Origin of the sequence: Streptomyces sp. NBC_00224 (assembly GCF_041435195.1) — a bacterium.
In the GTDB taxonomy this organism is placed as follows: domain Bacteria; phylum Actinomycetota; class Actinomycetes; order Streptomycetales; family Streptomycetaceae; genus Streptomyces.
In genome coordinates this window covers 2,066,056-2,081,315 of sequence record NZ_CP108106.1, presented here as the reverse complement: position 1 = coordinate 2,081,315, position 15,260 = coordinate 2,066,056, and the positions used below count along the sequence as shown (strand labels likewise).

At 65.6% G+C, this 15,260-nt stretch carries 7 protein-coding genes and 3 rRNA genes; 7 read left to right on the top strand and 3 right to left on the bottom strand.

Going from position 1 to position 15,260, the window contains the following annotated elements:
• Window positions 1-40 precede the first annotated feature (40 nt).
• Window positions 41-1,363, bottom strand: coding sequence for an aminotransferase class I/II-fold pyridoxal phosphate-dependent enzyme (locus tag OG965_RS09275; protein WP_371651042.1), 1,323 nt, complete (start codon window positions 1,361-1,363; stop codon window positions 41-43).
• Window positions 1,364-1,408: 45 nt separating this feature from the next.
• Here OG965_RS09275 and OG965_RS09270 point away from each other — a divergent pair, with 45 nt between their 5' ends.
• Complete coding sequence (locus tag OG965_RS09270; RefSeq protein WP_371651040.1) at window positions 1,409-2,683, top strand: MFS transporter; 1,275 nt, start codon at window positions 1,409-1,411, stop codon at window positions 2,681-2,683.
• Window positions 2,684-2,705: 22 nt separating this feature from the next.
• Entirely contained in the window at window positions 2,706-3,662 is a 957-nt protein-coding gene (locus OG965_RS09265; RefSeq protein ID WP_371651039.1) for a hypothetical protein, read from the top strand.
• A 90-nt stretch (window positions 3,663-3,752) separates the two neighbouring features.
• On the opposite strand, the gene ptsP is transcribed toward OG965_RS09265, so the two are convergent.
• Together ptsP and OG965_RS09255 are read right to left on the bottom strand one after the other, a co-directional pair.
• Complete coding sequence (gene ptsP / locus OG965_RS09260) at window positions 3,753-5,423, bottom strand: phosphoenolpyruvate--protein phosphotransferase (protein ID WP_371651038.1); 1,671 nt, start codon at window positions 5,421-5,423, stop codon at window positions 3,753-3,755.
• Window positions 5,424-5,517: 94 nt separating this feature from the next.
• Window positions 5,518-5,967, bottom strand: coding sequence for a PTS glucose transporter subunit IIA (locus OG965_RS09255; protein ID WP_371651037.1), 450 nt, complete (start codon window positions 5,965-5,967; stop codon window positions 5,518-5,520).
• A gap of 752 nt (window positions 5,968-6,719) precedes the next feature.
• On the opposite strand from OG965_RS09255, the gene OG965_RS09250 reads away from it, so the two are divergent.
• The 5 genes from OG965_RS09250 to OG965_RS09230 all read left to right on the top strand — a co-directional run bounded on the left by OG965_RS09250 (window position 6,720) and on the right by OG965_RS09230 (window position 15,212).
• A 16S ribosomal RNA gene (locus OG965_RS09250) occupies window positions 6,720-8,245 on the top strand.
• 280 nt (window positions 8,246-8,525) lie between these two features.
• A 23S ribosomal RNA gene (locus OG965_RS09245) occupies window positions 8,526-11,649 on the top strand.
• Window positions 11,650-11,726: 77 nt separating this feature from the next.
• Window positions 11,727-11,843: ribosomal RNA gene (gene rrf / locus OG965_RS09240) — 5S ribosomal RNA — on the top strand.
• Together the 16S, 23S and 5S rRNA genes form the textbook arrangement of a ribosomal RNA operon.
• A 154-nt stretch (window positions 11,844-11,997) precedes the next feature.
• Window positions 11,998-12,606 carry a CDP-alcohol phosphatidyltransferase family protein gene (locus OG965_RS09235; RefSeq protein WP_371651036.1) on the top strand — a complete coding sequence of 203 codons (609 nt, stop codon included), beginning with the start codon at window positions 11,998-12,000 and terminating at the stop codon, window positions 12,604-12,606.
• 110 nt (window positions 12,607-12,716) lie between these two features.
• Complete coding sequence (locus OG965_RS09230) at window positions 12,717-15,212, top strand: sugar phosphate nucleotidyltransferase (RefSeq protein ID WP_371651034.1); 2,496 nt, start codon at window positions 12,717-12,719, stop codon at window positions 15,210-15,212.
• Window positions 15,213-15,260 lie beyond the last annotated feature (48 nt).

Sequence of the window (15,260 nt, the reverse complement as noted above, 5' to 3'; positions counted from 1 at the left end):
GAGCGCGCCCCGGCCGCCCGCAGGGCCGGGGCGCCGCCCCTCACCCTCCGTATGTGGCCTCGGACTCGCCCAGCACCTCGCTGAAGTCCGAGGCCAGCCGGGCCGCCTCGGCCGGTTCGAGCCCCGCCGCGGTGATCCGTACACCGGCCCCCGAAGCGATCCGGAACCGCGCCCCCGCGGCGACCCACCAGCCGCGCGAGCGCAGCCCGTTCACCACCGCGGACTCGTCCCGCACCGGCACCCACAGGTTCATCCCGCTCGCCCCGTGCGAGGCGATCCCGCGCCGCTCCAGCTCGCCCGCCAGAGCGCGGCGCCGCTCCCCGTAGGCGTCACGCGCGCGGTGCACGAGCTCCCGCGCCATCCGGTCGGTGAGCAGCCCGAGCACCGTGCCCTGGAGCAGATGGCTCACCCAGCCGGAGGTCAGCAGCAGTCGGCCGTCGTGCCGCGCCAGCGTCGCCGGGTCACAGGCGGCGGCCGCCCACCGCAGATCCGTGCCCAGGTACTTCGTCACCGTCCGCACATGCGCCCAGCGTGCCAGCTGACCGTCCGCCGTCAGGGTGTACAGCGGCGCACCCGCGATCTCCGCGGCGTGGTCGTTCTCGATCACCAGGACCTCGGGCGCCGCTCTCAGCACCTCCACCAGGTCGTCGCGGCGCCGCTCCGAGAAGCAGCCGCCGTACGGGTTCTGCGCCCGCGGGCTGCACACGACGGCCCGCGCCCCCGCCCGCAGCGCTTCGCGCAGGGCTTCCGGCCGCATCCCCTGGTCGTCGACGGCGACGGGGACCGTACGCAGCCCCATCACCTGCACCAGGTCGAGCAGATGGTGGTAGCCGGGGTCCTCCATGGCCACCGCGTCACCGGGCCGCAGCTCGGTGGTGAGCAGCCGGGCGACGCAGTCGAGCGCGCCGTGGGCGAAGGTCACCGACCCGGTCGGCACGCCGTCGGCACCCAGCCATTCCTGGACGCGCTCCTCCAGCAGGGGCAGCCGGGGCGTCGAGCGGTGCGACCGCGCACCGGCCGTCATCCGCACCGGCGCGGGCAGTTCGGGCAGGAAGGCCGGGTCGGGGTGACCGCCCGCGAGGTCCCGCAGCCCCTCCGGCACCTTCGGCGGGCGCCGCGAGGCGACCGAGGGCGCGGCCGCGACGACGGTTCCGCCCCGCCCGTGCGTGACCACGACGCCGCGCCCGCGCAGCTCCTTGTACGCCGTCGCCACCGTGCCGGGACTCACGCCCAGGTCGTCCGCGAGCCGGCGGACCGGAGGAAGCGTGTCCCCCGGCGCCAAACCGCCGTCGGCGACGGCCCGTTCGACGGAAGCGGCAATTCCCTTGGCCGAGGTGCCAGTAATCGCATATTGTTCTGCCACGTACTGAACTATGTATCAATACATAATGCCAGTCAAGGGGGAGCAGTGACTTTGCGCAGCCGACGTGCCGCACTGTGGGAACGAGTCCCGGGAGGCCGCGACGGCCGACTGATGCTCTGGGTCGCCTTCGTCGACCGGACCGGAAGCGGCCTGTGGGCCGCCGTCTCGGTCCTGTACTTCACCTACGTGGCCGGACTCTCGGTCACCCAGGTCGGCACGCTGGTCGCCCTCGCCGGCGCGGCCGGCATCGCGGGCGCCCCCATAGGAGGCCGCATCGCGGACCGGCTGCCCCTCACGCGCGTGCTCATCGTCTTCCAGGTCCTGCGCGCCCTCGCCGCCGCCGCACTGCTCACCACCGACAACTACGCGCTCCTGCTGGCGTACTCGGCCGTCGGCAGCTTCGGCGACCGCTCCGCCAACGTACTCACCAAGCTGTACGCGGCCCGCGTCGCCGGACCCGACCGCGTCCGCTACCAGGCCGTCAGCCGCACCCTGGCCAACGCGGGCTGGGCCGTCGGAGGCCTCGCGGCGGCAGCCGCCCTCGCACTCGCCAGCACGGCCGCCTACCAGTGGCTGCTCGCCGGAGACGCCCTCTCCTTCGTCGGCGCCGCCCTGGTCACCGCCCGCTGCGCCGAACCGCCCTCGCCCATGCGCACGGTCGCCACCTCCAAGGACCCCGCCCCCGCCGCGCGACCGGGCAGCCCCTGGAAGGACCGCACCTACCTGGCCTATGTGGCCACCGAGTCGGTGCTCTTCATGGACGACGCCGTATTCAAGGTCGGCATCCCCCTCTGGGCGGTCTCCGCCACGGACGTGCCCCACGGCCTCGTACCGCTACTGATGGTGCTCAACAACGTGATGGTGGTGGGCCTCCAGGTCCCCCTGGCCCGCTTCGGCGCGACCACCAAGGCGGCACACCGCCTGCTCCTCCCGCTCGCCGCCGTCTTCGCCGCCGCCGGCGTCGCCATGGCCGCCTCCGCGGTCCACGGCGCCGTACTGGCGAGCATCTGCCTGACCGTCTCGACCGCCGCCTTCACCCTGGCCGAGATGATCCACGCCACCGTCTCGTGGGAACTCTCGATCGCGCTGGCCCCGGAGCAGGCCCAGGGCAGCTACCTCGGCGTGCACGGGCTGGCCCAGTCCGCACAGCGCAGCGCGGGACCGCTCGCCGTCACCGCGGCCATCGCGACCGGCCCCGCCGGCTGGACGGCCTTCGGCGCCGTCATCGCTCTGACCTGCTGTGTTCAGCACCGGCTCGTACGGGACCGGCTGCCGCGACCGGCGTTGTCAGTGGCCCCGGTTACGGTGAGTGAGCACTGATCGACAGTACGCAGGGGGAAGCATGGCGCACATCCGCAACTCCAGGAAATCCACCAGCCCGACGACGTCCACCCGGTCCAGAACACCCCGTGGCTCCCGGCCCGTCCACGCGGCCAGAGCCATGCGGCGGACCCTGCGCCGGGAGACGCCCGGCACGGTGGGGCTGCTGGCCGACGCGTACGACTTCGAGGCGATGACGCGGTACCGGTCCTTCGCCTTCGACGACCACACCGCCTATCTCCGCCAGGTCGACGGCCTGCTCAGATCCCTCGCCGCCCAGGGACTGCACACCACGGTCGCCCTCTTCGACCCGGAGGAGTTCACCGAGTTCTGCACGGCCACCGGCATCGACCCCGACACCGCCGACAGCCGCACCCGCTTCACCGCCGAGATCGCGGCGGGCGGCGCCCGCGTCGCCTACGCGGGCCAGCCCATCGACAGCCTGGTGCCCGAGCTCATCAACAAAGCGGTCCGCCAGGCGACCTGGGACTACGCGACCCTGCTCCTGGCGGACCTGGGGGAGTGCGCCGAATGCGGCCAGGACATCGGCCGCTCCGCCTTCGAACGCGCCTCGACGATCCTCACGCGCCTGATCGAGGCGGCGGGCCCGGGCCTGCACCACATGGTGTGCAGCGTCCAGGCACAGCAGGAGCACCTCATCGCCGTGCTCCACGCCGAGAGCCGCGGCGGCGACGCGGCCCTGCTCGACGAGACGGACGTCGCCGAGTTCGTCACCGTCCTCGCCGCGGGCATCGCCCAGCACAGCCCGGGCGGCCTGGTGCTGCGGACGACAGCGCCGGACGCACCCGACCGCGTCCACGGTTGGCGGCTGCACGAGGGCAGCCTCCTCCCGCTCACGGCCGGGGAAGTCTTCAGCGCCTACTGCACCGATGCCGACACCGGAGACCCGGTGGCACCCGAACCAGGAGTGGACTACCGGGCGGGCTTCCCGTTCGACCAGCCCACCACCGACCACTGACGGACAAGCGAAAGGGGCTCCCCGCCGCACCCGCGACGGGAAGCCCCTCTCACTCGGACACTGCGCGGAGGCAGCGGACAGCGGCCCGGGTCACTCCCCGGACAGCACCGCCTGCGCGGCCACACGGGCCTCCTCGGCCGAGTCCGCGGCACGGGCCGCGGCGGCCGCGCGCTCGCACTGGGCGAGCGTGTACTTCGCCAGCGTCGCGCGCACGTAAGGAATGGACGCGGCACCCATCGACAGGCTGGTCACACCCAGACCGGTGAGCACACACGCGAGCAGCGGATCGGAGGCAGCCTCGCCACAGACACCACAGCTCTTGCCCTCGGCCTTGGCCGCGTCGGCGGACAGCGCGACCAGGTCGAGCAGCGCGGGCTGCCACGGGTCCTGCAGCCGCGACACCGCACCGACCTGCCGGTCGGCCGCGAACGTGTACTGGGCCAGGTCGTTGGTGCCCAGCGACAGGAACTCGACCTCCTGGAGGATCGAGCGCGCGCGGAGCGCGGCGGAGGGGATCTCCACCATCGCGCCGAACTTCGCCTGCAGCCCGGCCGCCCGGCACGCGTCCGCGAACGCCTTGGCGTCCGCACGGTCCGCGACCATCGGCGCCATGACCTCCAGGTACACCGGAAGCCCCTCGACGGCCTTGGCCAGCGCCGTCAGCTGCGTGCGGAGCACCTCGGGGTGGTCCAGGAGCGACCGCAGACCGCGCACGCCGAGCGCCGGGTTCGGCTCGTCGGCGGGCGTCAGGAAGTCCAGCGGCTTGTCGGCGCCCGCGTCCAGCACCCGCACGACCACACGGCCCTCGGGGAACGCCTCAAGCACCTTGCGGTACGCCTCGACCTGCTTCTCCTCCGACGGCGCCTTCGCGGAGTCGTCGAGGAAGAGGAACTCGGTACGGAACAGACCGACGCCCTCGGCGCCCGCCTCCACCGCCGCCGGCACATCGGCGGGACCGCCGACGTTGGCGAGCAGCGGCACCTTGTGCCCGTCCGAGGTCGCACCCGGACCGGAGGACGCGGCCAGCGCGGCCTTGCGCTCGGCTGCGGCACGCTCCAGCTCGGCGCGCTTCTCGTGGGTCGGGTCGACGAAGATCTCGCCGGTGCTGCCGTCGACGGCGACCAGCGTGCCCTCGGCCAGCTCACCGGCGCCCGGCAGCGCCACGATCGCCGGGACGCCCAGCGCCCGCGCCAGAATCGCGCTGTGGCTGGTCGGCCCGCCCTCCTCGGTCACGAAGCCGAGCACGAGCGCCGGGTCGAGCAGCGCGGTGTCGGCCGGAGCGAGGTCGCGCGCGATCAGTACGTACGGCTCGTCGCTGTCCGGAACGCCCGGCATCGGGACGCCCAGCAGGCGCGCCACGATGCGGTTGCGCACGTCGTCGAGGTCCGCCACGCGCCCGGCCATGTACTCACCGGCGCCCGCGAGCAGCTCGCGGTAGTGGGAGAACGCGTCGTACACGGCACGCTCGGCCGTGCTGCCGACGGCGATGCGCCGATCGACGTCGGCGATCAGCTCGGGGTCCTGGGCGATCAGGGCCTGAGCCTCCAGCACGGCCTGCGCCTCACCCCCAGCCAGGTTGCCGCGCGCGTTCAGGTCGGCCGCCACGGCCTCGACGGCCTTGCGGGCACGCCCCTGTTCGCGCTCCGCCTCCTCCGCCGGAATCTGCTTGGCCGGCGGCTCCAGGACCGCAGTGCCCATGTGCCGGACCTGGCCGATCGCCACACCGTGGCTCACGCCGACGCCTCGCAGCGTTGTCTCCATTTCACCCGTCTCCGATTGGTGCGGCGGTCTGAGCCGCCGCGGTGGATGTCCGACTCACCGTCTCGACGACGGCGGCGTACGACTTCTGGCTGAACTACTTCCAGGTGAAGAGGACGTCGCCGGCCTTCACATCGCCGTCCTCACGGAGGTCGCCGAGGGAGTCAGCAGTGGCTTCGAGGGCCACGATGGGGCATACGGGGGACTTCCCGGCCTCTTCCACGGCGGCCGGGTTCCAGCGCACGACGGCCTGGCCGCGCGTGACGGTGTCGCCCTTGTTGACGAGAAGCTCGAAGCCCTCGCCGTTGAGCTGCACGGTGTCGATACCGAGGTGCGTCAGCACGCCGTGGCCCTCGTCGTCGACGACGACGAAAGCGTGCGGGTGCAGGGAGACGATGACGCCGTCGACGGGGGAAACCGCCTCCGAGGGCTCTCGTACGGGGTCGATGGCGGTACCGGGGCCCACCATTGCGCCGGAGAACACCGGATCGGGCACTGCCGCGAGTCCGATGGCACGCCCGGCGAGCGGGGACGTCACGGTGGTCATGGATGGCCTCCCAGGGGTGGGGCTTCTTCGTGTCACCGTCACTACTTGCTGTGTGACGGCGTACTGTTCAGAAGGGTAAGTCATAAGAAGTCCGGGTTCGCCTGGTATGACTCCAGTCCGGGCTTACCCGACGGAGACTACTGGACTAGACCGGTGCGGTAGTGGACTAGACCATAGACCCCCGGAGGCCCTAGGGCCGATTTGCCCGGACCACACCGGGGCCTGTACTGTCCTAAGTCCCGCCTGACCGCAACGTGTGAACTTCACGTGAATGCGTCGGGACGGGCAGGCTCCTCTTCACTTGCTGATCTTGACCTGCGCCTCGCTTTGCTGTGTCGGTATTTCCGTGCGCCGCAAAACGAAGTGGTCAGGGAGACGGAAAAGCACTGGTAGAGTCGGAGTCGCCGGAAAGGGAAACGCGAAAGCGAAAACCTGGAAAGCGAATCCCGCCGACTGGGAATCGGATACGAAAGAGTCTGATAGAGTCGGAAACGAAGGAAGCGCCCGGAGGGCCCGGAAACGGGAACAAAGGAAGCGTCCGTACCTTGAGAACTCAACAGCGTGCCAAAAGTCAACGCCAGATTGACAACCCCGGCCCATCCCTTGTGGTGGGTTGGAGGTTCCTTTGAAAAGTCCTGTGCGCCCTTGTGGCGGGCAGGCGATTACACAGCGAGGACGCTGAGGACGGTCGGTCTTATTCCGACATGACTGTCCCGCTCTTTCGTGTGTGTGGACCGGATTACCGGTAAACATTCATGGAGAGTTTGATCCTGGCTCAGGACGAACGCTGGCGGCGTGCTTAACACATGCAAGTCGAACGATGAAGCCTTTCGGGGTGGATTAGTGGCGAACGGGTGAGTAACACGTGGGCAATCTGCCCTTCACTCTGGGACAAGCCCTGGAAACGGGGTCTAATACCGGATAACACTCCTGCCTGCATGGGCGGGGGTTGAAAGCTCCGGCGGTGAAGGATGAGCCCGCGGCCTATCAGCTTGTTGGTGGGGTGATGGCCTACCAAGGCGACGACGGGTAGCCGGCCTGAGAGGGCGACCGGCCACACTGGGACTGAGACACGGCCCAGACTCCTACGGGAGGCAGCAGTGGGGAATATTGCACAATGGGCGAAAGCCTGATGCAGCGACGCCGCGTGAGGGATGACGGCCTTCGGGTTGTAAACCTCTTTCAGCAGGGAAGAAGCGAAAGTGACGGTACCTGCAGAAGAAGCGCCGGCTAACTACGTGCCAGCAGCCGCGGTAATACGTAGGGCGCAAGCGTTGTCCGGAATTATTGGGCGTAAAGAGCTCGTAGGCGGCTTGTCACGTCGGATGTGAAAGCCCGGGGCTTAACCCCGGGTCTGCATTCGATACGGGCTAGCTAGAGTGTGGTAGGGGAGATCGGAATTCCTGGTGTAGCGGTGAAATGCGCAGATATCAGGAGGAACACCGGTGGCGAAGGCGGATCTCTGGGCCATTACTGACGCTGAGGAGCGAAAGCGTGGGGAGCGAACAGGATTAGATACCCTGGTAGTCCACGCCGTAAACGTTGGGAACTAGGTGTTGGCGACATTCCACGTCGTCGGTGCCGCAGCTAACGCATTAAGTTCCCCGCCTGGGGAGTACGGCCGCAAGGCTAAAACTCAAAGGAATTGACGGGGGCCCGCACAAGCAGCGGAGCATGTGGCTTAATTCGACGCAACGCGAAGAACCTTACCAAGGCTTGACATATACCGGAAACGGCCAGAGATGGTCGCCCCCTTGTGGTCGGTATACAGGTGGTGCATGGCTGTCGTCAGCTCGTGTCGTGAGATGTTGGGTTAAGTCCCGCAACGAGCGCAACCCTTGTTCTGTGTTGCCAGCATGCCCTTCGGGGTGATGGGGACTCACAGGAGACTGCCGGGGTCAACTCGGAGGAAGGTGGGGACGACGTCAAGTCATCATGCCCCTTATGTCTTGGGCTGCACACGTGCTACAATGGCCGGTACAATGAGCTGCGATGCCGTGAGGCGGAGCGAATCTCAAAAAGCCGGTCTCAGTTCGGATTGGGGTCTGCAACTCGACCCCATGAAGTCGGAGTTGCTAGTAATCGCAGATCAGCATTGCTGCGGTGAATACGTTCCCGGGCCTTGTACACACCGCCCGTCACGTCACGAAAGTCGGTAACACCCGAAGCCGGTGGCCCAACCCCTTGTGGGAGGGAGCTGTCGAAGGTGGGACTGGCGATTGGGACGAAGTCGTAACAAGGTAGCCGTACCGGAAGGTGCGGCTGGATCACCTCCTTTCTAAGGAGCACAGTACCGATTGCAGGCAAATGTTCTGCACGGTCAGCTCATGGGTGGAACGTTGACTATTCGGCACGGTTCTTCGGGATCACTAGTACTGCTTCGGCGTGGAACGTGAACTCCTGAGGGGCCGGGCCGGGCACGCTGTTGGGTGTCTGAAGGCACGGGCTGTAAAGCCTGTCCTTCGGTATGCCGGCCCCAGTGCACTCACCGCGTATGTGGTGGGGTGATGGGTGGCTGGTCGTTGTTTGAGAACTGCACAGTGGACGCGAGCATCTGTGGCCAAGTTTTTAAGGGCGCACGGTGGATGCCTTGGCACCAGGAACCGATGAAGGACGTGGGAGGCCACGATAGTCCCCGGGGAGCCGTCAACCAGGCTTTGATCCGGGGGTTTCCGAATGGGGAAACCCGGCAGTCGTCATGGGCTGTCACCCATGCCTGAACACATAGGGCATGTGGAGGGAACGAGGGGAAGTGAAACATCTCAGTACCCTCAGGAAGAGAAAACAACCGTGATTCCGGGAGTAGTGGCGAGCGAAACCGGATGAGGCCAAACCTACGACGTGTGATACCCGGCAGGGGTTGCGTCGTGGGGGTTGTGGGATCTCTTTGCTGTCGTCTGCCGGCGACAGGACGAGTCAGAAACCGTATGAATAGGCGAAGGACATGCGAAAGGTCCGGCGTAGAGGGTAAGACCCCCGTAGCTGAAATTCATGCGGCTCGTTTAAGAGACACCCAAGTAGCACGGGGCCCGAGAAATCCCGTGTGAATCTGGCGGGACCACCCGTTAAGCCTAAATATTCCCTGGTGACCGATAGCGGATAGTACCGTGAGGGAATGGTGAAAAGTACCGCGGGAGCGGAGTGAAATAGTACCTGAAACCGTGTGCCTACAAGCCGTGGGAGCGTCGCTGTTGTTCTTCGGAACAGCAGTCGTGACTGCGTGCCTTTTGAAGAATGAGCCTGCGAGTTAGCGGTGTGTAGCGAGGTTAACCCGTGTGGGGAAGCCGTAGCGAAAGCGAGTCCGAACAGGGCGTTTGAGTTGCACGCTCTAGACCCGAAGCGGAGTGATCTAGCCATGGGCAGGTTGAAGCGGAGGTAAGACTTCGTGGAGGACCGAACCCACCAGGGTTGAAAACCTGGGGGATGACCTGTGGTTAGGGGTGAAAGGCCAATCAAACTCCGTGATAGCTGGTTCTCCCCGAAATGCATTTAGGTGCAGCGTCGTGTGTTTCTTGCCGGAGGTAGAGCACTGGATAGGCGATGGGCCCTACCGGGTTACTGACCTTAGCCAAACTCCGAATGCCGGTAAGTGAGAGCGCGGCAGTGAGACTGTGGGGGATAAGCTCCATGGTCGAGAGGGAAACAGCCCAGAGCATCGACTAAGGCCCCTAAGCGTACGCTAAGTGGGAAAGGATGTGGAGTCGCAGAGACAACCAGGAGGTTGGCTTAGAAGCAGCCACCCTTGAAAGAGTGCGTAATAGCTCACTGGTCAAGTGATTCCGCGCCGACAATGTAGCGGGGCTCAAGCGTACCGCCGAAGTCGTGTCATTCATACACATAGCCCCAACGGGCGTATGGATGGGTAGGGGAGCGTCGTGTGCCGGGTGAAGCCGCAGCGGAAGCTAGTGGTGGACGGTTCACGAGTGAGAATGCAGGCATGAGTAGCGATACACACGTGAGAAACGTGTGCGCCGATTGACTAAGGGTTCCTGGGTCAAGCTGATCTGCCCAGGGTAAGTCGGGACCTAAGGCGAGGCCGACAGGCGTAGTCGATGGACAACCGGTTGATATTCCGGTACCCGCTTTGAAACGCCCAATATCGAATCCATTAATGCTAAGGCCGTGAAGCCGTTCCGGACCCTTCGGGGAAAGGAAAGTGGTGGAGCCGTCGATCCAAGGTGGTAGTAGGTAAGCGATGGGGTGACGCAGGAAGGTAGTCCAGCCCGGGCGGTGGTAGTCCCGGGGTAAGGGTGTAGGCCGTGTGATAGGCAAATCCGTCACACATTAAGGCTGAGACCTGATGCCGAGCCGATTGTGGTGAAGTGGATGATCCTATGCTGTCGAGAAAAGCCTCTAGCGAGTTTCATGGCGGCCCGTACCCTAAACCGACTCAGGTGGTCAGGTAGAGAATACCGAGGCGTTCGGGTGAACTATGGTTAAGGAACTCGGCAAAATGCCCCCGTAACTTCGGGAGAAGGGGGGCCATCACTGGTGAGGGAACTTGCTTCCTGAGCTGGGGGTGGCCGCAGAGACCAGCGAGAAGCGACTGTTTACTAAAAACACAGGTCCGTGCGAAGCCGTAAGGCGATGTATACGGACTGACGCCTGCCCGGTGCTGGAACGTTAAGGGGACCGGTTAGTCAAGATTCGTCTTGGCGAAGCTGAGAACTTAAGCGCCAGTAAACGGCGGTGGTAACTATAACCATCCTAAGGTAGCGAAATTCCTTGTCGGGTAAGTTCCGACCTGCACGAATGGCGTAACGACTTCTCGACTGTCTCAACCATAGGCCCGGTGAAATTGCACTACGAGTAAAGATGCTCGTTTCGCGCAGCAGGACGGAAAGACCCCGGGACCTTTACTACAGTTTGATATTGGTGTTCGGTTCGGCTTGTGTAGGATAGGTGGGAGACTGTGAAGCGGCCACGCCAGTGGTTGTGGAGTCGTCGTTGAAATACCACTCTGGTCGTGCTGGATGTCTAACCTGGGTCCGTGATCCGGATCAGGGACAGTGTCTGATGGGTAGTTTAACTGGGGCGGTTGCCTCCTAAAGAGTAACGGAGGCGCCCAAAGGTTCCCTCAGCCTGGTTGGCAATCAGGTGTTGAGTGTAAGTGCACAAGGGAGCTTGACTGTGAGACCGACGGGTCGAGCAGGGACGAAAGTCGGGACTAGTGATCCGGCGGTGGCTTGTGGAAGCGCCGTCGCTCAACGGATAAAAGGTACCCCGGGGATAACAGGCTGATCTTCCCCAAGAGTCCATATCGACGGGATGGTTTGGCACCTCGATGTCGGCTCGTCGCATCCTGGGGCTGGAGTCGGTCCCAAGGGTTGGGCTGTTCGCCCATTAAAGCGGTACGCGAGCTGGGTTTAGAACGTCGTGAGACAGTTCGGTCCCTATCCGCTGCGCGCGCAGGAATATTGAGAAGGGCTGTCCCTAGTACGAGAGGACCGGGACGGACGAACCTCTGGTGTGCCAGTTGTCCTGCCAAGGGCATGGCTGGTTGGCTACGTTCGGAAAGGATAACCGCTGAAAGCATCTAAGCGGGAAGCCTGCTTCGAGATGAGTATTCCCACCTCCTTGAGAGGGTAAGGCTCCCAGTAGACGACTGGGTTGATAGGCCAGATGTGGAAGCCTCGTAAGGGGTGGAGCTGACTGGTACTAATAGGCCGAGGGCTTGTCCTCAGTTGCTCGCGTCCACTGTGTTAGTTCTGAAATAACGAACGGCTGTGTCAACACCAGCATCGTTAATTTCATAGTGTTTCGGTGGTCATAGCGTTAGGGAAACGCCCGGTTACATTCCGAACCCGGAAGCTAAGCCTTTCAGCGCCGATGGTACTGCAGGGGGGACCCTGTGGGAGAGTAGGACGCCGCCGAACAATCTTTAGCCTCAACCCCCGTGCCCTTTTGGGCCGGGGGTTGAGGCATTTTTGCGTTCAGGGCCTTATCGGACGCGTACCCCTGTGCACTCGTTCCCGTCCGCTGCCGGTAAGGTCAGGGGGCATCGTTGGCACTTTCACAGGAGGCCCCCGGGTGGAGGTCCAGGAGACTCGCGTTCAGACGGACCGGGTGCTCACCATCCCCAACATCCTCAGCATGGCGCGTCTCGTCGGCGTACCCGTGTTCCTGTGGCTGATCCTCCGACCCGAGTTCGGCGGGCCCAAGAGTGATGGCTGGGCATTGCTCGTACTGGCGCTGAGCGGTGTCAGTGACTACCTGGACGGGAAGCTCGCCCGGCGCTGGAACCAGATCAGCAGTCTCGGCCGGCTCCTTGACCCGGCGGCCGACCGGCTGTACATCCTTTCCACGCTGGTCGGTCTCACCTGGCGGGAGATCCTGCCGGTTTGGGTGACCGCTGCCCTTTTGGCCCGGGAGCTGATGCTTCTGGTGATGGTGGGAATCCTCCGCAGGCACGGCTATCCGCCGCCGCAGGTGAACTTCCTGGGTAAGGCGGCCACGTTCAACCTCATGTACGCCTTCCCGTTGCTTCTGCTGAGCGACGGAAGCGGGTGGCTCGCCGATCTGGGAGCGATTTTCGGATGGGCGTTCGCCGGATGGGGTACAACTCTGTATTGGTGGGCAGGGATCCTGTATGTGGTTCAGGTCCGCCGGCTGGTGAAGGCGGACTCAGCGGCCGATTGAGCTCGTCGGCGGTCCTTCGGAGCAGAGGGGTCCGCGCATGATGCCAGGGGGCCCACCCGGACGGGTGCAGTCGGCTAGACCGTCGTCTCGTCAAGGAGGACGCTTCCGACATGAAGGCCGTCGTGATGGCCGGTGGCGAAGGAACACGCCTTCGCCCCATGACCTCAAGCATGCCCAAGCCGCTCCTGCCGGTGGTAAACCGGCCGATCATGGAGCATGTGCTGCGGCTGCTCAAGCGGCATGGGCTCAATGAGACCGTCGTAACCGTGCAGTTCCTGGCCTCGCTGGTCAGGAACTATTTCGGCGACGGCGAGGAGCTCGGGATGGAGCTCACCTATGCCAATGAGGAGAAGCCCCTCGGTACCGCGGGCAGCGTCAAGAACGCCGAGGAGGCCCTGAAGGACGATGCCTTTCTCGTCATCTCGGGTGACGCCCTCACCGACTTCGATCTGACGGATCTCATCAACTTCCACAAGGAGAAGGGCGCGCTGGTCACGGTGTGCCTGACCCGGGTGCCCAACCCGCTGGAATTCGGCATCACCATCGTCGATGAAGAGGGAAAGGTCGAGCGCTTCCTGGAGAAGCCGACCTGGGGCCAGGTCTTCTCGGACACGGTGAACACCGGAATCTATGTGATGGAGCCGGAGGTTTTCGACTATGTCGACGCCGATGTGTCCGTCGACTGGTCCGGTGATGTCTTCCCTCAGCTGATGAAGGAGGGCAAGCCCATCTACGGCTATGTCGCGGAGGGCTACTGGGAGGACGTCGGCACGCACGAGAGCTATGTGAAGGCGCAGGCCGACGTGCTCGAAGGCAAGGTCGATGTCGACATCGACGGCTTCGAGATCTCGCCCGGCGTCTGGGTCGCCGAGGGCGCGGAGGTCCATCCGGACGCGGTGCTGCGCGGCCCGCTCTACATCGGCGACTACGCCAAGGTCGAAGCCGGTGTGGAGATCCGCGAGCACACGGTCATCGGGTCCAATGTCGTCGTCAAGACCGGGGCCTTCCTCCACAAGGCCGTCGTCCACGACAACGTCTACATCGGGCAGCACAGCAATCTGCGCGGCTGTGTGATCGGCAGGAACACCGACATCATGCGGTCGTCCCGGATCGAGGACGGCGCCGTTATCGGGGACGAGTGCCTGGTCGGTGAAGAATCGATCATTCAGGGCAATGTCCGGGTCTATCCGTTCAAGACCATCGAGGCGGGTGCGTTCGTCAACACCTCGGTGATCTGGGAGTCGCGCGGCCAGGCCCATCTCTTCGGGGCGCGCGGTGTCTCCGGCATCCTCAATGTGGAGATCACCCCGGAGCTGGCGGTGCGGCTGGCCGGTGCGTACGCCACGACCCTGAAGAAGGGCGCGACCGTCACGACGGCGCGCGACCACTCGCGCGGGGCGCGCGCCCTGAAGCGGGCGGTGATCTCGGCCCTCCAGGCCAGTGCCATCGACGTACGGGACCTGGAGAACGTACCGCTGCCGGTGGCCAGACAGCAGACCGCGCGGGGCAGCGCCGGCGGGATCATGATCCGGACCTCACTGGGTGTGCCGGACTCCGTGGACATCATGTTCTTCGACGAGCGGGGCGCGGACCTCTCGCAGGCCGGGCAGCGCAAGCTGGACCGGGTGTACGCACGTCAGGAGTACCGGCGGGCGTTCCCCGGCGAGATCGGGGACCTGCAGTTCCCGAGCAGCGTCTTCGACTCGTACACAGGCTCCTTGCTGCGCAAGGTCGACACGACGGGTGTCGCGGAGGCCGGTCTCAAGGTCGTGGTCGACGCGTCCAACGGCAGCGCGGGGCTGGTCCTGCCCAGTCTGCTCGGGCGGCTCCAGGTGGACTCGCTCACCATCAACCCGGGGCTCGACGAGTCGCGGCCGACCGAGACGGCGGACGGGCGGCGTGCCGGTCTGGTGCGGCTCGGGGAGATCGTGGCCTCGGCCCGGGCCGCGTTCGGTGTGCGGTTCGACCCGGTCGGGGAGAAGCTGTCGCTGGTCGACGAGCGCGGGCGGATCGTCGAGGACGACCGGGCGCTCCTGGTGATGCTCGATCTCGTGGCGGCCGAGCGGCGCAGCGGGCGGGTGGCGCTGCCGGTGACCACGACCCGTATCGCCGAGCAGGTCGCCGCGTACCACGGCACGCAGGTGGAGTGGACGACCACGTCGCCCGACGACCTCACGCGCGTGGGCCGTGAGGAGTCGACCATCTTCGGCGGCGACGGGCGTGGCGGGTTCATCATTCCCGAGTTCAGCAGCGTCTTCGACGGCGCCGCCGCCTTCGTACGGCTGATCGGCCTGGTGGCGCGGACGCAGCTGACGCTCAGTCAGATCGATTCGCGGATACCGCGCGCGCATGTACTGCGCCGGGACCTGGCGACGCCGTGGGCGGTCAAGGGCATGGTCATGCGGCGGGTGGTCGAGGCGGCCGGGGACCGGTCGGTGGACACGACCGACGGCGTACGGGTCGTCGAGGCCGACGGCCGGTGGGTGATGGTGCTGCCCGACCCGGCCGAGGCGGTCACCCATCTGTGGGCCGAGGGGCCCGACGACGCCTCCGCGCAGGCGCTGCTCGACGAGTGGTCCGCGATCGTGGACAGCGCAGGTCACTGAGGCCTTCGGGGGCGCCGGGCGGGGTCGTGGGAGGCCGTCCGGCGCACC